General features: G+C 71.6%; 17 protein-coding genes. 4 read left to right on the plus strand and 13 right to left on the minus strand.

The genetic code is table 11. The features are described 5' to 3' along the window. The first annotated feature begins 2 nt into the window (after window positions 1-2). Entirely contained in the window at window positions 3-842 is an 840-nt protein-coding gene (locus tag E0500_RS01795; RefSeq protein WP_131563701.1) for an STM4011 family radical SAM protein, read from the plus strand. Between the two features lie 3 nt (window positions 843-845). Here the strand turns inward: E0500_RS01795 and E0500_RS01800 are convergent, their stop codons facing one another. From E0500_RS01800 to E0500_RS01810, 3 genes are read right to left on the minus strand one after another with little or no spacing between them, the layout of a single operon-like run. Then, window positions 846-1,481 (minus strand): isoprenylcysteine carboxylmethyltransferase family protein, encoded by a 636-nt coding sequence (locus E0500_RS01800; RefSeq protein ID WP_131563702.1) that lies wholly within the window; start codon window positions 1,479-1,481, stop codon window positions 846-848. Beyond that, window positions 1,478-2,224, minus strand: a complete 747-nt coding sequence (locus E0500_RS01805; RefSeq protein ID WP_131563703.1) for a cation transporter — start codon at window positions 2,222-2,224, stop codon at window positions 1,478-1,480. Before E0500_RS01805 ends, E0500_RS01800 begins: the two co-directional genes overlap by 4 nt. Next, complete coding sequence (locus E0500_RS01810; protein WP_131563707.1) at window positions 2,224-2,556, minus strand: helix-turn-helix transcriptional regulator; 333 nt, start codon at window positions 2,554-2,556, stop codon at window positions 2,224-2,226. Before E0500_RS01810 ends, E0500_RS01805 begins: the two co-directional genes overlap by 1 nt. Before the next feature lie 436 nt (window positions 2,557-2,992). On the opposite strand from E0500_RS01810, the gene E0500_RS01815 reads away from it, so the two are divergent. Beyond that, window positions 2,993-4,255, plus strand: a complete 1,263-nt coding sequence (locus tag E0500_RS01815; protein WP_181586837.1) for an FAD-dependent oxidoreductase — start codon at window positions 2,993-2,995, stop codon at window positions 4,253-4,255. A gap of 88 nt (window positions 4,256-4,343) precedes the next feature. Here E0500_RS01815 and E0500_RS01820 read toward each other — a convergent pair whose 3' ends face one another. The 6 genes from E0500_RS01820 to E0500_RS01845 form a co-directional block, all read right to left on the minus strand. After that, window positions 4,344-5,588, minus strand: a complete 1,245-nt coding sequence (locus tag E0500_RS01820) for a cytochrome P450 (protein ID WP_131569497.1) — start codon at window positions 5,586-5,588, stop codon at window positions 4,344-4,346. Between the two features lie 179 nt (window positions 5,589-5,767). Continuing rightward, complete coding sequence (locus E0500_RS01825; RefSeq protein WP_131569495.1) at window positions 5,768-7,183, minus strand: alanine racemase; 1,416 nt, start codon at window positions 7,181-7,183, stop codon at window positions 5,768-5,770. Continuing rightward, window positions 7,173-8,759: a class I adenylate-forming enzyme family protein gene (locus E0500_RS01830; RefSeq protein WP_131569493.1), complete on the minus strand. Its 1,587-nt coding sequence runs from the start codon at window positions 8,757-8,759 to the stop codon at window positions 7,173-7,175. The genes E0500_RS01825 and E0500_RS01830 overlap by 11 nt, the downstream gene beginning before the upstream one ends. A 256-nt stretch (window positions 8,760-9,015) precedes the next feature. Continuing rightward, window positions 9,016-10,359: an MFS transporter gene (locus E0500_RS01835; RefSeq protein ID WP_131569491.1), complete on the minus strand. Its 1,344-nt coding sequence runs from the start codon at window positions 10,357-10,359 to the stop codon at window positions 9,016-9,018. A 183-nt stretch (window positions 10,360-10,542) separates the two neighbouring features. Next, window positions 10,543-11,334, minus strand: coding sequence for a thioesterase II family protein (locus tag E0500_RS01840; RefSeq protein WP_258572590.1), 792 nt, complete (start codon window positions 11,332-11,334; stop codon window positions 10,543-10,545). A gap of 117 nt (window positions 11,335-11,451) precedes the next feature. Then, window positions 11,452-12,285: an AfsR/SARP family transcriptional regulator gene (locus E0500_RS01845; RefSeq protein WP_131569489.1), complete on the minus strand. Its 834-nt coding sequence runs from the start codon at window positions 12,283-12,285 to the stop codon at window positions 11,452-11,454. Window positions 12,286-12,742: 457 nt separating this feature from the next. On the opposite strand from E0500_RS01845, the gene E0500_RS01850 reads away from it, so the two are divergent. Together E0500_RS01850 and E0500_RS01855 are read left to right on the plus strand one after the other, a co-directional pair. After that, window positions 12,743-14,329 carry a SagB family peptide dehydrogenase gene (locus E0500_RS01850; RefSeq protein ID WP_131569487.1) on the plus strand — a complete coding sequence of 529 codons (1,587 nt, stop codon included), beginning with the start codon at window positions 12,743-12,745 and terminating at the stop codon, window positions 14,327-14,329. An 82-nt stretch (window positions 14,330-14,411) separates the two neighbouring features. Continuing rightward, on the plus strand, window positions 14,412-15,662 hold the full coding sequence (locus E0500_RS01855; RefSeq protein ID WP_131569485.1) for a sensor histidine kinase: 1,251 nt from the start codon (window positions 14,412-14,414) through the stop codon (window positions 15,660-15,662). A 31-nt stretch (window positions 15,663-15,693) separates the two neighbouring features. Here E0500_RS01855 and E0500_RS01860 read toward each other — a convergent pair whose 3' ends face one another. The 4 genes from E0500_RS01860 to E0500_RS01875 form a co-directional block, all read right to left on the minus strand. Further along, window positions 15,694-16,299, minus strand: a complete 606-nt coding sequence (locus E0500_RS01860) for a DNA-binding response regulator (protein ID WP_131569483.1) — start codon at window positions 16,297-16,299, stop codon at window positions 15,694-15,696. 119 nt (window positions 16,300-16,418) lie between these two features. After that, window positions 16,419-17,498 carry a ScbA/BarX family gamma-butyrolactone biosynthesis protein gene (locus E0500_RS01865; RefSeq protein ID WP_181586838.1) on the minus strand — a complete coding sequence of 360 codons (1,080 nt, stop codon included), beginning with the start codon at window positions 17,496-17,498 and terminating at the stop codon, window positions 16,419-16,421. Window positions 17,499-17,783: 285 nt separating this feature from the next. Continuing rightward, entirely contained in the window at window positions 17,784-19,418 is a 1,635-nt protein-coding gene (locus E0500_RS01870) for an FAD-dependent monooxygenase (RefSeq protein ID WP_131571844.1), read from the minus strand. Beyond that, window positions 19,415-20,092: an HAD family phosphatase gene (locus tag E0500_RS01875; RefSeq protein ID WP_131571847.1), complete on the minus strand. Its 678-nt coding sequence runs from the start codon at window positions 20,090-20,092 to the stop codon at window positions 19,415-19,417. Before E0500_RS01875 ends, E0500_RS01870 begins: the two co-directional genes overlap by 4 nt. Between the last annotated feature and the right edge of the window lie 230 nt (window positions 20,093-20,322).

Below are 20,322 nucleotides of genomic sequence, written 5' to 3' on the forward strand. Positions count from 1 at the left end.
GCATGGACCTCACCATCCTCTACCGCGGTCCGCTGGCGTCGTGCGACTACGACTGCCCGTACTGCCCCTTCGCCAAGCGACGGGACAGCCGTGCCCAACTGACCGCGGACCGCGCCGCGCTGGAGCGCTTCGCCGCCTGGGCGGCCGAGCAGCACGAAGACCAGCTCTCCCTGCTGTTCACGCCGTGGGGCGAGGGCCTGGTGCGCTCCTGGTACCGGCGGACGCTCGTGGAGCTGAGCCGGCTGCCGCACATCCGCCGGGTGGCGATCCAGACCAATCTCAGCTGCCGTACGGACTGGCTCGCCGACGCCGACCTGGACACCGTCGCCCTGTGGTGCACCTTCCACCCCGGGCAGACGCCGTACGACCGTTTCCTGGGCAAGTGCCACGACCTGGCCGCCCGCGGTGTCCGCCACAGCGTCGGCGTCGTCGGCCTTCCCGAGCACCTGGAGCACGCGCGCCGCCTGCGCGCCGACCTCCCCGCCCATGTGTACCTGTGGGTCAACGCCGCCGAGGGCCATACGTACACCGATGCCGAGGCGGACGAGTGGACCGCCCTGGACCCGCTCTTCCCGTACAGCCGCCACGCGCATCGCAGCGTCGGCCTGCCCTGCCGGACGGGCGAGTCCGTCATATCGGTGGACGGCGAGGGCACGGTCCGCCGCTGCCACTTCGTCCGCTCGGAGCTGGGCAACCTCTACGACGGCTCCTACCGGAAGGCACTGCGGCCCCGAGCCTGCCCGCTGGCCCTCTGCGACTGCCACATCGGCTACGTCCACCTGGAGACCCTGCCGCTGTACGACGTGTTCGCGGGCGGAGTGCTGGAGCGGATACCCGCCTGATCGTCACTCGGTGTCCGGGCTCCTCTCGCCGGACCTCAACTGCCCCACGCCGGGCACGAAGCGCCCGGTCGTGGCTCCGTACGTGAGGTAGTCCGTGCCGTGCACCGTCCGTAGGTAGGGTTCTTCGACGATCCGTACCTGCAGTTCGACGGCGACAGCCAGCGCGACGAGGGCAGCCAGGGCCAGGACGCTGGGCACCATGAGCGCGAGTCCGGTCCCGGTGATGCCCATCGCGGTGAAGATCGGGTTCCGTACGTACGAGAAGGGGCCCCTCGTGACGAGTGCGGTCCGTTCGCCCTGCTCCACGCCGACGCGCCAGGACGTTCCCATGGCTCCCTGCGCGATCAGCGTGGCGATGATGCCGAGCACGGTGATCGCCGTCCCGGTGCCGTACAGGGCCGGAGCGTCCTCGACGAGGACCGGCAGACCGGCCAGGGTCGCGGCGGGTGCGACGACGGCGCCGAGGAGTGCCGCGACGAAGAGCACTCCGGCCCCACGGGCGGCCCGGCCCGACGCGCGGGACAGGCCGCGGAAGCCGGTGTCACCGGTACGGAGGCGCTGGATGATCGAGCGGACGCCGAAGGCGGCGGCCAGCCACCCCACGTAGAGCGCGAGTGCCGTCCAGGCCCAGCCGGTCACCGTACGCCCACCTCCTTCAGCGGGGCGCGGCACGCGCAGCCCGGGCCGCAGCCGCACGCGTCCTGTTGCACCTCGTTCTGCTGCACCTGGGGGACGGTGCCGGCGGCCGGTACCGCGCAGCAGCTGTCACCGCGCCACGCCTCGCGGCCCTCCTTGACGGCTACGGCGGCGATCACCAGGGCGGCGATCGGGTCGGCCCAGGACCAGCCGAGCAGGGAGTTGGCGAGCAGGCCCACGAGCAGCACGCCGGACAGGTAGGTGCACAGCAGGGTCTGCTTGGAGTCGGCGACCGCCGAGGCGGAGCCGAGTTCGCGTCCGGCGCGGCGCTGGGCCGCCGACAGGAACGGCATCACGAGCAGGGACAGGGCGGCCAGCACCATGCCGGGGGTGGAGTGCCGGGCCTCGCCGGTGCCCGCCAGCGCGCGGACGGAGTCCACGGTGACGTACGCGGCGAGCGCGAAGAAGGAGACGGCGATGACGCGCAGGGCGGTCTTCTCGCGGGCTTCGCGGAGGGCGTGGTCGGCGGTGGAGAACTGCCAGGCGACGGCCGCCGCCGAGGAGACCTCGATGACCGAGTCCAGGCCGAAGCCGATGAGGGCGGTGGAGGAAGCGATCGTGCCCGCGGTGATCGCGACGACTGCCTCGATCACGTTGTAGGTGATCGTGACGGCGACCAGCAGCCTTATGCGACGGGCCAGTTGGGTGGCGCGCTGCGGGCTCGGGCCGAGAGCAATCGCCATCATCAGCAGCATCCCTTCTCGTCGGCGTCCGGGCAGGTGCGGTCGGCCTCCACGGCGATGACCGCGCCGCGCAGGTCGTCCAGGGCGTGACCGAGGCGGGCGTCGGCGAGTTCGTAGCGCACGCGTCGGCCTTCGGGGACCGCGACGACGATGCCGCAGTCGCGCAGGCAGGCAAGGTGGTTCGACAGCCGGGTGCGGGAGATGTCGAGCTCCTCGGCCAGGTCGGCCGGGTGTGCGGGGGCTTCGCGCAGGGCGAGCAGGATGCGGCAGCGGATCGGGTCGGCGAGCGCACGGCCGAACCGGGCCAGGGCGTCGATGTCGCTGGCGGTGTCGATGTCGGTGTCGGTGTCTGTGTCTGTGTCTGTGTCTGTGTCGGAGGCAGAGTCCGAGGCGATGGACAGCATGAGGCCGACGGTACACAAATTCCTGAATTCAGGAAACCCTGAACTCAAAATGCCGGGGCGGGAGCGCCGTGCCGCGAGGGCCGACCAGGGGGCCGATTCACCCGATGCGGTGATGATCAGGAGTCGGATTTCTCCGCCCGCCCAGGCCGCGGCGGCCGGCCCCGCCCAGCGGTTCCCCCCTGTATCCCCGTATCCCCTGGTTTCCCCGCGGCCCCTAGCGGCATGGCGCCCTCTGGCTCACCTGGGTGCCCTGACCGCCGCCGGGCTGGGGTGCGCGGCCTCGGTCGCCGGGCCGCTGCAAGGGGAGCTTTAGTCCGCCGTCCCACGATCGACCGACCATGACTTTCCCTGGAGGGGCGGCAAAACGATGACAGCAGAGCTGACCGCACAGGTGTGCGTGGTCGGAGGAGGACCCGCCGGGCTCGCCCTGGCCGTGGAGCTCGCCAAGCGTTCCGTGTCCGTGGTGGTGCTGGAGCAGAGCGGGCACTTCAACCGGTCGTTCCGCGGCGAGTCGGTGTCCCCGGACTCGGTGTGGCTGCTGGACCGGCTCGGACTGCTCGGCCGCCTCGACGGAACGTACGCGCAGGTGCACCACTTGGAGATCCTCGACGCCGGCAGCGCCGTGCTGAACGTCGACTTCTCCGACTTCCCCTACCCCCACCCCTACCCGGTGGAGCTGCCCCAGCCCGCTCTGCTGTCCGCCCTCGCCGACGTCGGACGGGAGCACTCCGGTTTCACGCTCCGTCAGTCGGCCACCGCAGTGGGCCTGCTCCGGGAGGAGGGCGAGAACGGCCCGGTGACCGGTGTGCGCGCCCGCACCCCCGACGGTGAGCTCATCGTGCGGGCCGACCTGACGGTGGCGGCCGACGGACGGTTCAGCAAGGTCCGGGAGATGTCCGGGCTGGCGTACGAGAAGCAGCCGCTGGACCGGGACGTCATCTGGCTGCGGTTGCCCTTCCCCGAGGAGTGGGACAGCCACACGTACCGCATCCGCATCCGGGGCGGTGAGCACGGGCTGTTCATCCCCACCCACCCGGACAGCGTGCGTGTGGGCCTGAACATCGCCAAGGGCGGTCTGAGGGACCTGCGCGCCCAGGGGCTGAGCGCGCTGCACGAGAAGCTGGACCGGCTCGCCCCCGAGCTGTCGGCCTCGGTGCGCAAGGAGGTGCAGGCCTGGTCGGACACCTCGATGCTGGACATCTTCACCACCGTGGTGCCCCGCTGGTCCATGCCCGGTCTGGTCCTCATGGGCGACGCCGCGCACACGCTGACCCCGATCCTCGGTCAGGGCGTCAACCACGCGATCATCGACGCGGTCACCCTGGCGCCGCTGGTCGAGGAGGCGATGGCCGACGGCGGCGGCGCGGACGCACTGACACGGGCCTGCGAACAGTTCCAGCAGTCGCGTGAGGAAGCGGTACGTCTCTCGCGTGCCCTCCAGCTGCGCCAGGAACGGCTCTTCGCACTCGACGGCCGGCTGGGCGGTCTGGGCCGCCGGTCCCTCTACCGGATCGTGAACGGCAACCGGGCGTTGCAGCAGCGGGTGCTGGCCAGGGCGTACTTCCAGGTGCAGGAGCCGGGTCCGACCGTGGCCCAGCGCATCATGCAGCAGCCGGCCTCGCACAACTGATCCGTCGCACCGGACGGCGTACGACAGACCGCTGCCCGGGTTCCCGTCGGGGAACCCGGGCAGCGAGCCGTTCACCGGGGCCGGTGGTTCACCAGGTGACGGGCAGACGGTTCAGGGCGTGCACCATCATGCCGCTGGTCATGGAGAGGTTGTCGACCTCGTCGGCCAGGCTCAGCTTGGGGAAGCGGCGGACCAGCGAGGAGATGGCGATCTGCAGCTCGGCCCGGGCGAGAGCGGCACCCAGGCAGAAGTGCGGGCCGTGGCCCAGCGCGACGTGAGCGGTGGCCGAGGACCGGGACGGGTCGAAGGCCTCGGGCTCGTCCCCGAAGCGGTCCGGGTCCTGGTTGGCGGAGGCGACCGCCGCGATCACACCGCTGCCCTTGGGGATGGTGGTGCCGCCGATCTCGACGTCCTCCAGGGTGATGCGGAACGGGCCGCCGTCACCGATGGGGTTGACCCGCAGCAGCTCCTCCACCACGTGCTCGATCATCTCGGGCTGCTCCCGCAGCGCGGCCAGGTGCTCGGGGTGGCGCAGCAGCGTCAGCACACACTTGCCGATCATGCTGACGGTGGTCTCGTGCCCGGCCACCAGCAGCGTGATACCCATGATGATCAGCTCGTGCTCGCTGAGCCGGTCGCCGTCCTCGTCGTGCACGGAGACCAGGGCGCTCATGAGGTCGTCGGCGGGCTCCTCGCGCTTGCGCTGCACCAGCTCGCCCAGGTACTGGACCATCGACATCCGCTGCGCCATCACCTCGTCGGCGGTGTGCGCGGTGAGCGAGACGAAGGCGTCGGACCAGCCGCGGAACTTCTCCCGGTCCTCGAAGGGAACGCCGAGCAGTTCGCAGATGACCATCACCGGCAGCGGGAACGCGAAGGCCGGGTTGAGGTCGAGTGGCGGGGCCTGCTTCTCCATCTCGTCCAGCAGCTGGTCGGTGAGCTCCTGGATACGGGGGCGGAGGTTCTGCACCCGGCGCGCGGTGAACTCACGCGAGACGAGCTTGCGCAGCCTGGTGTGCTCGGGCGGGTCCATCGTGAACAGGCTGCCGGGCACGGGCGGGGCCGGGGTGAGCTGCGGGGCCCCCTCGGCCAGCATCGCGGCACGGCTGAAGCGGGGGTCGGCCAGGACGGTACGGACGTCGTCGTAACGGCTGACCACATACCCGTCGTCACCCGTGGGCAGCTGGACCTTGGCCACCGGGCACTTGGCGCGCAGCTCCTCGTAGACGGGCGGCACCTCCACGGCCGAGGGACGGTGGAAGGGGTACTGGAGTCCAGGCTCCGTCCCGGTCTTGGTCTCGGTCTCGGCGGACGGCGATGAGGCGGTGTCCATCGTGTGGCCTCCAGGGTTTCGGACTTCGCAGACGTGTCGGGTGTCGGGCTGCCAGGCGACCGTTGCAGGAGCGCCTTGTGCACCGATAAAGGGCGCCTGAACCGGCGGGGGCGGGCCCACAGCGCCGGGAAGGGCTGTGGGCCTTGGGGTGCCGCTCGGCCGGGGCTCGGCCGTCCCGGTCAGGGAGGTGGTGTCTTCCGTACCGGATGCGGTGCGGGGTTCGGTAGGGGCTCGGTGCGGGGTTCGGCGGTGCGGCGGCTCAGGGTCAGGCGGGTGGCGGAGACGGTCTCGCCGCCGTCCACGACGACCTCGACGGGGGCCGGATGGCCGAGGAACCCGAGCAGGTTCGCGGAGAGTCCGTAGGCACCCACGTTGGGGAAGACCAGCAGGTCGCCCGGGCTCACCCCGGGCAGGTCGACGGCGCGGGACAGCACGTCGGCGGGCGTGCACAGCGGCCCGGCGAGAGTCACGAAGGACGCTTCGGCTGCCTCCGTGTCGCCAGTCCCAGTGTCACTGACCCCCGTGTCGCCAGTCCCCGTGTCACCGATCCCCGCATCACCGGCCCCCGTGTCGTCCGCCACGCGGTCGGGGGCGGTCAGTGGCTGGGCGGAGAGCGGCAGGAGACGGCCCAGGCCGGACTGACCGCCCAGATGGTTGACGCCCGCGTCGAGCACCGCGTAGGTCCTGCCGCGGCTGTTCCGCACATCGGTGACGGTGACGACCAGCCGCCCGCTGTCGCCGACCAGATGGCGCCCGGACTCGAAGGCGACCACCGGTTCGCCGTGCCGCCAGCCCGGGAGGTGCTCGTCTAGGACGGCGCACAACGCCGTGCGCAGCCCCGGGTAGACGGGCCGCTCGCCGGGGGTCGCGTACGGGGCGGCGAACCCTCCGCCGAGGTCCAGCAGGTGCAGCGGGATGTCGAGTTCGTCCCGGAGCCGGGCGGCGGTGCGCACGCTCTGGGCCAGCTCGGCGAGGAGGACCTGCTCGTTCCCGGCGTTGGTGAGCGGGACGAAGTGCATGCCGATGATCCGCACGCCCTTCACCAGGAGCCGGGCGCCCCCGTGCTCCGCCAGCTCGTCGAGGTCGAAGCCGAACCGGGACGGGCCGCCCGTCATCCACGGCTCGTCCTGGCCGGGGGCGCCGGCGGCGTTGATCCGCAGCATGCAGTCCGCGGTCACACCCAGGGCGTCCGCGGCGGCCCCGATCCGCTCCAGGTCGCCGAACGACTCGGCGGAGAAGGTGCGTACGCCCGCCGCGACGGCCTCGCCGAGTTCCGCCGGGGCCTTGCCGGGGCCGGAGTACATCAGCTCCGCCGCCGAATGGCCCGCCCGAAGGGCCGCGGCCAGTTCGCCCCGCGAGGTCGCCTCGGCGCGGGCTCCGCCCCGCCGGAGTTCGGAGACGAGGCAGGGGTGCGCGTTGGCCTTGAGCGAGTAGTAGATACGGGCCGGCTGGGGCAGGGACGCGCGCAGGTCCTCCAGGGCGGTGCGCACACGGGCCAGGTCGTAGACGTAGAGCGGGCTGCCGTACCGGTCGACGAGCCGACGGAGCGTCAGGTCGTCGCCGGAGCGCCGCGTGGGGTTCTTGTCAGCGGACATCGGTGTCCTCCATGAGCTGTCGGCGCAGCTCCTTGCGGTTGGTCTTGCCGGTGGGGGTGAGCGGCAGGGCGGTCAGGACATGGCAGACGTCGGGCACCTTGGCCGCTTCGAGGCGGTCCCCGAGGCGGGCCAGCACCTGTTCGCCGGTCACGTCCGGTGTCTCGGGGACGACGAAGAGGGCCATGTCACGGTCGTCCTTCGGGACGAGCAGCGCGGCCTCCTGTACGCCGTCGATGTCGAGCACGGCGGCCTCGATCTCGACGGAACTCATCCGCGAGCCGCGCCGTTTGAACAGGTCGTCCCTGCGGCCCTGGAAATAGACGTGCCCGTCCTCGTCGAGCCGGCCGTAGTCACCGGTGTGCAGGCTGACCGGGCCACCGTCCCGCTCCTGCCGGAAGTGCAGGGCGGTCTGCTCGGGGGCCCTCCAGTAACCGGCCATCACATGTGGGCCGCGCACCACGATCTCGCCGGTCTCACCCGTCGGGAGGGGCCGTCCGTCATCGTCGACGACGAACACCTCGGTGCCGGGCAGCGCGGGCCCGACCGAGCCGGGGCGGGCGAGATCGCCGTCCGGCTCCAGGATGGTGATGCGCTTGCACTCGGTGGTGCCGTACATGGGCGCCACCGACGCACCGGGGAAGGTCTCCCGGAGCGAGGCGGTGAGCGAGGGGCTGAGGGCGGCCCCGGTGTTGGTGAACAGCCGGACGCGGGTGGGCCGCGGGTCGCGGGTGGCCAGCTTGACCAGCAGTTCGCCCAGCGACGGCACGAGCGGTACGACGGTCGCGCCGTGGTCCCGGGCGAAGCCCAGCAGCCGGGCATGGTCGGCGGGTCCCGACAGCAGCAGCTCGGCGCCGGCCAGCGCGCTGAGCAGGACCTGGTAGAGGCCGTAGTCGAAGGAGAGGGGGACGGCGGTGAGCACGACGTCGTCCGTACGGTAGTTCAGCCGGGCCTGGATGGCGCGCGCGGCGAACACCACGGGGCCGTGCGGGCAGGCCACCGCCTTGGGCGCCGAGGTGCTGCCCGAGGTGTAGACGAGCAGGGCGAGCCGGTCGGCGGGGACCACGGCCTGGGCACGGGCGGCGGGGTCGGCGGGTCCGGACAGGTCCAGCTCGCCGGCGACGGCGACCGGCACCCCGGACGGCCAGGTGAGACCGTCGGCGCCGGTGCGCTCCCCGCTGTCGACGACGATCAGCGAGGGCCCGCAGTCGGCGAGCACGGCACGCAGGTGGAAGGCCTTCATGCCCGGGTTGACCGGCACCAGGACGGCTCCGCGCCGCCAGGTGCCGTAGAGCACGGCCGTGAACTCCCGGATGCTGTCGACGCGGGCCAGCACCCGGTCGCCGAGCCGGATGCCGTAGCCGTCCAGCTCACGGGCGAAGGAGTCGGCGGCGGCGTCGAGTTCGGCGTAGGTCCACCGCCCGTAGCGGTCCCGTACGGCCGGGGCGTCGGGGTGCCGGGCCACGGCCGCCGTCAGGCACACCTCGGCCGCGTTGTCGACCCTGGGAGCGCTCTCCGTGCCGACGGCGTCGTCGATCAGCGCCGAGGCAGGGAGGGAACCGACCATGGTCGCGGTCATCGCTGCTCCTCGGTGTCTGCGGTCCGGCGGGGCGCACGGCCGGGGTCCTGGAATCCGCCCTTCCGTGATCGTCGGCGCTGGTGCTTTGGCCTGGCTAAAGACCTGGCGGGCCGGGGTACGGGGCCGGGGTACGGGTTACCGGGCTGGGCGGAGACGGCCGTGCCCCGGCTGCCGCTCGGGCAGCCGGGGCACGGTTCCGGGCGGACGGCGAGGGAGAACCCGGCGCCGTCAGCCGTCAGCCGTCAACTGGTGTCCCTCAGCCGGTGGTTGTCGTGGTCGCCTCGGACCGCGGGACGGGCGAGGCGGAACCGGAACCGGAACTGGAACTGGAGCCAGAGCCGGAGCCGGTGCCCGAGCCCGATTCGGAATCGGAGTCGGAGTCGGAGACGGAGACGGAGACGGACTTGGCCGGGTCCGACGGAGTCAGCGACCGGGCGACGAGGACGACGCTCAGGATGAGCACCAGCGGCACGCACATGGCCGCCCGGTAGGAGACGGCCGCCCCGATGGCCCCGACCAGGGGCGGGCCGATCAGGAAGCCCACGTAGTTGAAGAGGTTGACGCGGGCCACGGCGGTGTCCGGCGCCCCCGGCAGCCGCTGCGCACCGATCACGAAGATCTGGGGCAGGATCACGGACAGCCCCGCGCCGAGGACGGCGAAACCGAAGGCACCGGTCAGGGGTTCAGGTGCGGCGGCGACGATGGCGAACCCGACGGCGGTGAGCAGGGCGCCCGCCCGCACCACGGCCGCCGCTCCCCACCGCTGCACCCAGCCGTCCCCAAGCCCGCGGCCCACCAGAGTGGCCGCCATGTAGAGGGCGTACGGCACGGTCGCCATCGCCTCCGAGCTGTTCAGGGTGTCCTCAAGGAACTTGGCGCTCCAGTTGGTGGCGGTGGAGTCGGCGACGACGGACACGGCCATGATCAGGCAGAGCGGCAGCAGCGGCTTCCAGGGCACTCCCCGCGGGCGAGTGGACTGCGGGGAGTGCTGCTCCGTGGCCGGTCCGGCCGATCCGTCCGGTCCGGCCCCTGCGTCCGCCTGTCGGGTCAGGCGTGGGGCGACCGACATCGCGACCGGCAGCAGCAGGGTGACCGAACCGGCGAAGAGGGTGAGCAGGGACAGGTCCCAGTTGGCTCCGGCCCAGGCGAGCACGGCGCCGAGGATGCCGCCGAGGCTGGCGGCGCCGTGGAAGCCCAGCATGATGCTGCGCCCGTAGCCGCGCTGGATCCCGACGCCCGTCATGTTCAGGCTCGCCTCCAGGGCGCCCACCAGCAGCCCGAAGACGGCCAGGCAGACCGCGAGCTGCCAGAAGGTCTCGCCCGCCCCGACCCCGACCAGGCACAGACAGATCACGGGCTGGATCACGCGTACCACCACGGGGGCGGGAACCCGGCGCACCACTCGGGAGACGGTGATGCTGCCGACGCCGGCCAGGGCCGGTACGGCCGCGAGGAACATCGGGAGCTGGGCGTCGCTGAGGCCGTAACGATCCTGGATCGCCGGGATACGGGTGACCAGCAGGGCGAAGACCGCTCCGTGGACGAGAAAGACCAGCAGCAGCGCGGAGCGGGCCTGTCGCAGGCGTACCGGGATCTCCATGGCACCTCCTTCGGTGTTCGGTTCGCCGCCACTCGCCCGAGGGCAGCGCCGACGTGACCGTAGGGAGCACCGCTGAAGTACGGCTTGCGCGGCGGCAAACGGCGGCCGCGCCGGAATACCGAAAGGCCCCCCTCCCCAAACGTGTTCGAGGAGAGGCCGCCGCTTCGTGTGCGGGTCCGGCGGTCAGTCGACCGGCGCGCCCACCAGGTCCATGCCCATCAGATCGACGATGTCGACGTAACGGCTCACCACGTCCGAGAGCCGGTCGAGGAAGGCGGTCTCCTGCTCCCTGATGAAGAAGTGGCCGCCCGGCACGTCCACGGTCTCGCTGTCCCGGGTGGAGTACAGGGACCATTCCCGTACCTCCGGGACGGTCACCAGCCGGTCGTCGGCCCCGGCGAAGGTGTGCAACGGAATCGGCAGCGGGGTACGGTCCACGCCCCCGGCACCCTCGCAGAGCAGCAGGTCGTCCCTGACGACGGGCAGCAGAGCCGCCAGCCAGTCCGGGCGGTCCAGCAGCACCTGGGGCAGTCCGCCCAAGGAGGCGAGTCTTCGCACCAGTTCGCTGTCGTCGGCCACATAGCCGTGGGTGATCGGCGGGGGCGGCAGGTGCGGGGCGCGGTGGGCTCCGAGGAGGAGAGCGAGGGGCAGCCGTTCGCCGCGGGCCTGGCGGTACTGGGCCAGGGCGAAGGCGATGAGGGCACCCATGCTGTGTCCGTACACCACATGGGGACGGTCGAGTTCGTCGCCGAGCTCGCGGTCCAGGTCCTCGACGAGCGCGGGGAGATCGGTGAAGCGCGGCTCCGCCATCCGGCCCTCGCGGCCGGGCAGTTGTACCGGCAGTATCTCCACCTGGGTTCCCAGCCGACGCTGCCACCCCGCGTAGATGGAGGCGCCGCCGCCCGCGAAGGGGAAGCAGAACATACGGAGGCGGTTGGCGTCGCCCGTTCCACCGCGCCTCAGGTATCGCGTCATAGTGCCCCGATCTCCTCTCGGTACGCGGTGGCCACCGAATGAGCGGGGCCCCTGGTGGACGCAGCGTCTCAAGCAGCGCTTAAGGACCGCCAAACGCTCCGAAAGGAGTGGACCGGCTCAGGCCGAAGCAGCCGTCAGGGGCAGGGTGGACCAGTCGTCGCCGACCGCCGGAGGGTCCGGTGACTCCAGGGCCGGGTCGGCCTGGAGGATGGCCTGGTGCAGGCGCTGGAGCCGCATCGACGGTTCCAGGGCGAGCTCGCGGATCAGGGAGGTGCGCAGCCGCTGGTAGGCGCTCAGGGCGTGGGAGGGCCGGCCGCAGCGGTAGAGCGCCAGCATGAGTTGGGCGTGCACGGTCTCGTGCAGCGGGTGCTGGGCGGCCAGCGCGGTCAGCTCGCCCAGGAGCAGGGCGTGCCGGCCGAGCCGCATGTCGGCCTCGATCCGGGCGTCGAGGGCGCCGAGCCTGGTCTCCTCCAGCCGCACCACCTCGATCTCCAGGGCGCGGCCGATCTGTACATCGGCCAGGGCGGGTCCCCGCCACAGCCCCAACGCCTGGTGCAGCAGCTGGGAGGCCTCACGGGTGGCTCCCTCGCGCAGCGCCATCTGCCCGGCCACACTCAGCTGTTGGAACTCCACCGCGTCACCGGCGTGCGCCACGTCCAGCGCGTAGCCGCCGTAGCGCGTGCACAGCACGTCCTTGGGGCCGCGCACGGCGGCCGGGCCCAGGGCCGAGGCCAGCATGCGGCGCAACTGTCTTATGTAGGTCTGGAGCGTGGCGGGCGCGGTGCGCGGCGGCGCGTCCCCCCACAGTTCGTCGAGCAGGGTGGACACGGTCACGACCTGGCCCGCGTGCAGGGCCAGCAGGGCGAGCACCTGACGGGGCTTGGCCGCGCTGGGTACCACGGACGTACGGTCGAGCTGGGCGACGAGCGGCCCCAGGACCCGGATCTCCATCTGGTTCTCCCTTCAGCCAGTACCACTCGGCAGCCCCAACCGCTCGGCTTCCTCGGCGCTCAACGATGGCACTTCGGCCCACGCCGCCCCAGTGAGCGCTTCATTGGCCGCATGTGAATTACCGAGGTGGCGACCCATGACGGATTCACATGGGAGCCGTGAAACGAACACTGTCTTAGTGCCCTCGATGCCCGAACAATCCTGTATGCCGATCAGTGCCGATCAGCTCACGACGGCTGTGCACCCTCACACAGCCGTTTCCGTGTTTGCCTGACCCTGTTCGCCGCCCCCTGTCCGTCCGCTTTTGTTCGTCTCCTCCCCCTGACGGCTTGTCCCTGACGGCCTGCCCCTGACCGTCTCCCCGCCCGCTCGACTCACCCCCTCACCGCCTATCCGCGTCCGCCCGAGCCGCGCAGCGTCCCCCACCGCCGTCGCCTGGTACACCGTAGGAGCCGCCATGTCCGTTGTGAGCCCGTTCAGCACCGCCGTGACCGCGCAGACCGAGAGGCGCTGTGTCTCCTTCTGGTCGCTACGTGAGGACGTCCTGGTGGATACGAGCGGCCCGAGCGGCTGCGTGGTGCTCTCCGGACGGTGGGGGGAAGTGCGGCTGCGCGGGGCGGGCCCGTCGGTGCGTGAGACGCTGCGCCGGATGAGCCTCGGCCCGATCTCGCTGGCCAACGCGGTGGCCGGGCTGACGGCCGACGACTCCATGCACCCTCCTTCAGGGGGTCCGGAGACGGAGATCCTCGCGGTGCTGCACCGGCTGCAGCACCTGGTGGTGCGCTCGCTGAGCATGGAGGAGTCCGACCGTCTGCTGATGTCGGTGGTCCCGATCGCCCGGTCGGCCCGTTACCGCCCGGTCGCGGCCGACCGGTGCCATCCGGTGCGGCTGTCCCGCTTCGCGTTCCTGCGCAGCGAGGGCCAGGGCTTCGTCCTGGAGTCCCCCGCGTCGCTGTATCGCGTGGTGGTGCACGGCCCGGAGGTCTCCTGGCTGATCGGCATGCTCGGCCGTCCGGTCACCATCGACCAGATGGCGGCCTCCGTACCGCTGAGCGTCCCGGTGATCTCGGGCATCGTCGCCCATCTGCTGGCGACCGGCATGGTGGTCCCCGCGGAACGGCCGCACACCGGGGAGGGCACGCAGGGCGACGCCCCGGCGGGCGGCGGCGCGGTCCCGCACTTCGCCGAGGACCAGGACCCGGCGCTGCTGTCGTGGTCCGCCGTCGACCTGTTCTTCCACAGCCGCTCGACGCTCGGCAGGCACGACGCGGACTTCGGCGCCACGTACCCGCTCGCCCAGCGTACGGCCCCCGCCCCGGCCGTCAAGCCGCTGCCGGACGGCCCGCGTCTCCCCCTCGCCCGGCCCTCCCTGACCGAGGTGGCGGCGAGCGACCCGCCGCTGACCACCGTGCTGGAGGAGCGCCGTACCGTCCGCTCCTTCGGCCCGGACCGGCTCACGGCCGCGGTGCTCGGCGAGTTCCTGTACCGGGCGCTCAGGATCCGCAGCCTGTACGAGTCGCCCGACGACAGCGGTCACACGGAGTCGTTCAGCGACCGCCCGTATCCCAGTGGCGCCAACGCCTACGAGCTGGAGTTCTACCTCACGGTCCGGGACTGCGCCGACGTCCCGCCGGGCACCTACTACTACGCCCCGCTGGAGCACTGCCTGGTGCGGCTCGGTGACGGCGAGACGGACCCGACGCTGCCCGAGCGGCTCGCGGAGGCACAGGTCACCGCCGGGCTGACCGAGCCGCCCGCCGTGGTCATCACCATCACCTCGCGCATCCACCGCCTGGCGTGGAAGTACAGCGGCCTGCCCTACGCGCTGACGCTCAAGCACGTCGGCGCGGTGATCCAGAACCTGTACCTGATCGGAACCGCGATGGGCCTGGCCTCCTGCGCCCTCGGCAGCGGCGACATCGAACTGGCCGCCCGCACCACCGGCACGGACTGGCGGATCGAGCCAAGCGTCGGGGGCTTCATCCTGGGCACACCGCCCGAACCGTCATCAACTTCTCCCAGTTCTCCCACAGTTAGTTCATGAGCCCCGCATTCCCCCCTTCGAATTTCAGCCACTCCACCTAAACTGAGAGCACTTGATCCGGTACGCGTTGTGGGGGACGTTCATGGGGGCAGCTGCGCCGCGCTCGGGGAGAGACACCGACACATCCCCTCGGGACATCTCCACCGGCGGCGCCGGCACCGCTGGTTCGGCCCTCTCGACGGCCGTGCGCGCACTGGGCCTGAACGCCCCGCCACCCCGGCTCGCCCTGAGCGTCGTCGTGATCGTCGAGTGCGGCTTCGTCCTGGTGGGTTTCCTGAACGTCATGGCCCAGGAACCGGGCGCGTTCGTCCTCGTCGTCTCGGGTCTCAGCTTCGCCCTCATCGGCCTTCTCCAGCTGGTCCACTCCTCGTACCGCCTGCGGCACTTCCGGGCCCGCTGGTACCGGTGGACCCTCAGCCTGCAGGCCGTGCTGACCTATCTGCCGCTGTTCGCCCTGGGGCTCGGGTGGGGCGAGATGGCCGGGTTCCTGGGTGCCTCCCTGCTGCTGGTCCTCAGACCCGTACTGGCCTGGCCGCTGTTCGGGCTCATCACCATGACGGCGGCCGCCACGGGGCCGATGCTCGGTATGAGTGCCACGGACTCGGCCGACATCACCGTCTCCACCGTGCTGACGGGCCTGATCGTGTACGGGCTGAGCCGCCTCGCCCAGCTCGTGGTCGACGTACAGGCGGCGCAGGCGGAGCTCGCCCGGCTGGCCGTCAGCCAGGAACGGCTGCGGTTCGCCCGGGACCTGCACGACCTGCTCGGCTACAGCCTGTCGGCGGTCACCCTCAAGAGCGAGCTGGCGTGCCGCCTCGTGCCCGCGACTCCCGATCGCGCCCTGGAGGAGATGAAGAGCATCCTGGAGATCTCACGCCAGGCACTCGCCGACGTCCGCACGGTCGCCCGCGGCTACCGGGACATGTCGCTGGCCACGGAGGCGGTGTCGGCGCAGTCGGTGCTGGAGGCCGCCGGTATCCAGGTGACGACGGACTTCCGGGGCGCGCCCACCGAGGGCGAGGTGAACACCATCATGGCGACCGTCCTCCGGGAGGCCATCACCAATCTGCTGCGTCACAGCAAGGCGGAGCGCTGCCGGCTCGAAAGCTGGACGACGGCCTTGGGCGAGCTGGTCCTCACCATCGCCAACGACGGGGTGCAGCCCATCGCGCAGAGCCCCGACGGCGCGCCCGCGATCCCGGACGGCAGCGGCCTGGGGAACCTTCAGTTCCGGCTGACGTCGATCGGTGGCAGCCTGTCGACCGGGGTGAACGAGGCGGGCTGGTTCGTCCTGCGGGCGGTGGCCCCGGTCCGGTGGCCCGCCGCCGGATGAACCGGCCGGCAGCGCCCCCGAATCCGGCGCCTTACAGCCAGCCGCTCTCCCGGGCGACCCGGATCGCGTCGACCCGGTTACGCGCGTTGAGTTTGGTAACGACCGTTGTCAGATAGTTCCGCACGGTGCCCACGGAGAGGAACAGCCGTGCGGCGATCTCCGCCGCCTCCGCTCCGTCCGCGGCCATCCGCAGCACCTCGACCTCACGGGGGGTCAGCGGGTTCTCGCCGTTGTCGAAGGCCGCCAGGGCCAGTTGGGGGTCGATCACCCGCCTCCCCACCGAGACCTCCCGCACCGCGTCGGCCAGTCGGTCCGGTGGCGCGTCCTTGAGGAGGAACCCGCCCACCTGGGCCGCAAGCGCCTTGCGCAGCGTCCCCGGCCGGCCGAGGCTCGTGAGGATCAGCGTGCGGCACGAGGGCAGCTGTTCGGCCAGCAGGGCCGCGGCACTCAGTCCGTCGAGACCGGGCAGGTCGACGTCGATGATGGCGACATCGGGGTCGCAGTCGAGTGCCGTACGGACGATGTGGTCACCCCGTTCGACCTCCGCGACCACCTTCAGGTCATCCTCCAGGGACAGCAGGGCGACCAGCGCCCCGCGAACCATGTGCATGTCCTCGGCTAGCAGGATGCGTATCACGAAGCTTCCCCACGTCAAGCTCGGACGATCAGGCCGATCTGTTTGGCGGGAACCTTACTTCATGAAGTGGAGGGTTCCGGTGACGAGTTCATTTAATTCTCAAACCCACTGCGTAATTCTCAGACCCACTGTGACACCTCCAGCCGCATGGCCGTGGTGATGGTGTCCTCCTGCACGGCCTCCACCACGACGGGAGTGGTGAAGGTGCCCAGGTCCTCGTCCCAGCGGAATCCGTCGACGGTCGCCCGCAGCCTGGTGATGCGGTCCAGCTCCGCGTAGTCAGTGAATTCGGTGGCGATCGAGGCGACCAACAGGCTGTAGGGGTCCAGGGCGTGCAGCCGGGCGACGGCGGCGACGGCCAGCTGACGCGCGGCCTCCATCTGCAGATGGCCCGGCACATGGTCCAGCGGATGGTCGAAGACGTGCGGATGGCTGGTGTCCACCACCAACTGGCAGGCGAACTGCCCCGCGTCGGCGACGGGTTCGGTGATGAACACGTTGCGGGCGTCCCGCCGTCCCACGTGGGACGGTTCCGCCGCCGTGAAGCGCGGCAGCAGGAAGCCGGGGTGCTCGGGCGACAGCCGCCGGCTGCGCATGGCCTGGTAGGCGGCCTTGGACAGGATCAGCAGCCCGCCCTCACCCTTCATCGCGGACCGTCCGTCGACCTCGATGTCCCCGAGGAAGCTGAACCCCTGCAGCCGGCCTGCCTTGTTGCGCCGGGTCCGCACGCTCACGGTGATCCGCGCGCTGGCGGGCCGCCGGCCGATGCGCAGCGGTTCGAAGGCGGTGGTACGGAGTGTCAGGTCCCGGAAGATGAACGCGGAGTCCAGTTGCACCTCCAGGTGGCGGTGGGCGATCAGGACCCCTGCCTGACGCACCACTTCGACCATCAGGCTGAAGTCGTACAGCGGGGAGTTCTCGCCGATCAGATGGCCGCGCGGGAGCTGCGCGGCGACGACGAAGGTGTCCTCGCCCGTCCCGGCCGAGTCGGTGACGAAGACCTCGGCTATCGAGGCTCTGTGGACCAGGGCGCGTGGAACGGTCGCGTCGTAGCTCAGCTCCACATGGTCGTTCCCGGGTGGCACCGGGGCCGTCCCGGTCGCGGGGGTGGAGGCGGGCACGGGGAGGGGCGTGGGAGGGGACACGGGCGCGAACGCGGGCGCGGAAAGGGACGCGGACGCGGACATGGGGATGGTCATGGTCAGGGTCGATCCTTCCAGGGAGAGAGCACGAGCGGTGTGCTGAGCCTCGTCAGGGCCCAGGGCCTGTTCTGAGTTCCCCGTCGTCCGCGCGAAGCGCGGGCGCAGCGGCGGAGTGGGGGTACCTCCCGCCCGAGCCGTGCGAAGCGCGGTTCGAGGGTGGGGGAGCGTGCGATCGGCGTGCGGTGTCGCAGGTCATGTGGCGGAGCCACCTGCCCTGCGACACCGTGCGCCGATCGCACGTGCCGGGCGTCGCTGCGCAGGCGGGGAACTCAGAACAGGCCCTTAGGCCGGTACCGGGGTGATACGAGGCGGCAGGGACGGCAGCTGGGAGAGGAGCGCGTCGAGGCCCGCCGGGCCCGAGCGGGCCGCGACGACGCCGTCGGGCCGCAGGTACGCGCACCACGGGGCACCGGCTCCGCCGAGCGCGTCGTCCACCTCCCGTGCCACGGCGAATCCTGTGCCGTCCTGCGGGAGTTCGGCGGGAGCCGTGTTCGCGGGCTGGATCCACAGCACCCGCACGACGTCCCCGGCACCCCGCTCCCCCACGACGGCAGCGGCTCGCGCGGCGAGTTCCCCGGCGGCCAGGTCACCGTGCACCAGCACGGTGTGCCGGCCGGCCGACAGGTGGGCGTGGAGCGACCGCGCCGTCGTGCCGTGCACCGGAGCAAGGGCCAGGTCGGGGGAGCGCCGGCCGAGCCGCAGTGCGCGCGGTACGTCCGGGGCACCGTCGAGATCGGCCACCGCCGGACTGGTGGAGTGGTCCAGGTCGAGCTGGGCGAGCAGGGGGATCGCCTTCTTCTCCAGCAGGCCGGTGGCGGACAGCAGCCGCAGCACCGTGTTCCGCAGGAGTCGCGCCGCCGGACTGCGCAGCAGCCACATCCGGGTCTGCTGGTCACCGTTCGCGACGGCCCTGACGGACGCCGGGCGGCGTTCCGACTCGAAGCTGTCGAGCAGCGCCGGATCGGCGCCGCGTACGACGCTCGCGAGCTTCCAGCCCACGTCGTAGCCGTCCTGGACACCCGTGTTGAGTCCCTGACCGCCGGCGGTGGTGTGGGCGTGGACCGCGTCGCCCGCCAGCAGCACCGGGCCCTCGCGGAACCGCGGGGCGACCTTGGCGTGCACGCGGAAGCGGCTGGCCCACCAGGTGTCGTGCAGGCGCAGCCCGCCCGGGCCGCGTTCGTCGAGGAGCCGCTGCAGCAACTCCTCGGTGGGCGGCTCGGTCTGCCCGTCCGGCTCCATGTCGAAGAAGACACGGTGGCCGTCGGGCTGGGGGACGATCACCAGTACGCCGTCCGGTGCGATGTGGTGCTGCACCTCGGCCTCGGCGGGCGCGCCCTCCAGCCGGCCGTCCCCGATCAGGAACATACGGTCGAAGGTGTGGCCCTCGAAGGGGATGCCGACGCTGTCACGCACCAGGCTGCGGGCGCCGTCGGCGGCGATCAGCCAGGGCACCGTCAGGGTCTCCTCGCCACGGGCCGAGCGCAGCGTCACGGTCACCGACTCCTCGGGACCGCCACGGTTCACCGTGACCGCCGTGACCTCGGTCTCCCACTCGACGGTGCCGCCGAGTTCCGTCAGCCGGGCGTGCAGCGCCCGCTCGGTGACGGGCTGCGGTACGCACAGGGGACCGGGGAAGGCTGTGCCCGTCAGCCCGCCGAAGCGCGCCACGGCGAGGCGCCGGCCGTTCGACCAGTAGGACCCCCCGGTCAACGGCAGCGCCGTCTCGGCGATCTTCTCGGCGACGCCGAGGCGGTCCAGGCACTCCAGGGCGCCGCTCCACAGCACCAGCCCCTTGGGGGCGATGCCGGGACCAGGGCGCCGGTCGACGACGCGGCAGGGGACGCCGAGGTCCCGCAACACGGCGGCGGCGGTGAGCCCGGTGGGCCCGGCGCCGACGACCAGAACCGGAACGGTCATCTCAGCTCACCTCTCGCGGAGTCGGCGGCCATGGCCAGGGGGCGGTCGAGCAGGGCCGCGATCTCGCGGACGGCGCCGTCGGTGTCGGCGAACCGCACGGAGCGGATGCCGAGTTCGGCCGCGGCCGTGCAGTTCTCCTCCGTGTCGTCGACGAACAGGCAGTGCTGCGGGGTGGTGTCGAGCCGTTCGAGCAGGATGCGGTAGATGGCCGGGTCGGGCTTGCGTACCCCTTCCCGGTGCGAGTCCACGACGACGTCGAAGAGTTCGTCGACGGGGAGCTGGGCGCGCCACAGCGGTTCCCACTCGCGGACGTTGTTGGTGAGCAGGGCGAGCCGGTACCCGTCGCCGCGCAGGCCGCGCAGAAACTCCAGGAACGGCTCGTTGGGTCGCCGGCCGCGGAACCACAGCTCGCCGAAGCTGCGCCCGTCCGCCAGGATCCGGCCCGCCCCCTCGGGGAGTTCGGCCAGGATTCGGTCCACCATCTGCCGCTCCGTGATCGCGCCGGTCTCCAGCGCGGCCATCGGCGTCTCCCCGTGGCGTTCCGTCGCCGTCAGGAACGCCTGGGCGAGGTCGCCCGCGTCGATCCCGGCCAGTTCGGCGAAGGCGGCGAAGGTCTCCACGAGCGGGTTCGTCAGCACGCCCCCGTAGTCGACGACGATCGTGTCGATTGCCATGTCGTTCCCTTCTCTCAGTACGACGCGGCGTACCGACCGCGACCGTGGCCCGGACGGTTGAGTGGCTGTCATCGGACTGTCCCCCCCTTGTTCAGGGCTGCTCCGGGTGGCTCCGGCGTCCGCCTGACGCGGTGCTCCGGACGCTAACGACGAGGGCTTGCGCCGTGCCAAAGCGGATGCGCACGGCCAAAGCGAGTGCCCTGCCAGGGCAAGCACGCCCCGTCAGCGCC

This window comes from Streptomyces sp. KM273126, assembly GCF_004337435.2.
Classification (GTDB): Bacteria; Actinomycetota; Actinomycetes; order Streptomycetales; family Streptomycetaceae; genus Streptomyces; species Streptomyces acidicola.

Bases quoted from the DNA above. Each gene is read 5' to 3' on its own strand.
- E0500_RS01850 (WP_131569487.1), top strand. From the start codon at position 12,743: ATGTCCGTTGTGAGCCCGTTCAGCACCGCCGTGACCGCGCAGACCGAG.
- E0500_RS01865 (WP_181586838.1), bottom strand. From the start codon at position 17,498: ATGACCATCCCCATGTCCGCGTCCGCGTCCCTTTCCGCGCCCGCGTTC.
- E0500_RS01845 (WP_131569489.1), bottom strand. From the start codon at position 12,285: ATGGAGATCCGGGTCCTGGGGCCGCTCGTCGCCCAGCTCGACCGTACG.
- E0500_RS01835 (WP_131569491.1), bottom strand. From the start codon at position 10,359: ATGGAGATCCCGGTACGCCTGCGACAGGCCCGCTCCGCGCTGCTGCTG.
- E0500_RS01830 (WP_131569493.1), bottom strand. From the start codon at position 8,759: ATGACCGCGACCATGGTCGGTTCCCTCCCTGCCTCGGCGCTGATCGAC.
- E0500_RS01825 (WP_131569495.1), bottom strand. From the start codon at position 7,183: ATGTCCGCTGACAAGAACCCCACGCGGCGCTCCGGCGACGACCTGACG.
- E0500_RS01855 (WP_131569485.1), top strand. From the start codon at position 14,412: ATGGGGGCAGCTGCGCCGCGCTCGGGGAGAGACACCGACACATCCCCT.
- E0500_RS01875 (WP_131571847.1), bottom strand. From the start codon at position 20,092: ATGGCAATCGACACGATCGTCGTCGACTACGGGGGCGTGCTGACGAAC.
- E0500_RS01795 (WP_131563701.1), top strand. From the start codon at position 3: ATGGACCTCACCATCCTCTACCGCGGTCCGCTGGCGTCGTGCGACTAC.
- E0500_RS01870 (WP_131571844.1), bottom strand. From the start codon at position 19,418: ATGACCGTTCCGGTTCTGGTCGTCGGCGCCGGGCCCACCGGGCTCACC.
- E0500_RS01840 (WP_258572590.1), bottom strand. From the start codon at position 11,334: ATGACGCGATACCTGAGGCGCGGTGGAACGGGCGACGCCAACCGCCTC.
- E0500_RS01815 (WP_181586837.1), top strand. From the start codon at position 2,993: ATGACAGCAGAGCTGACCGCACAGGTGTGCGTGGTCGGAGGAGGACCC.
- E0500_RS01820 (WP_131569497.1), bottom strand. From the start codon at position 5,588: ATGGACACCGCCTCATCGCCGTCCGCCGAGACCGAGACCAAGACCGGG.
- E0500_RS01805 (WP_131563703.1), bottom strand. From the start codon at position 2,224: ATGATGGCGATTGCTCTCGGCCCGAGCCCGCAGCGCGCCACCCAACTG.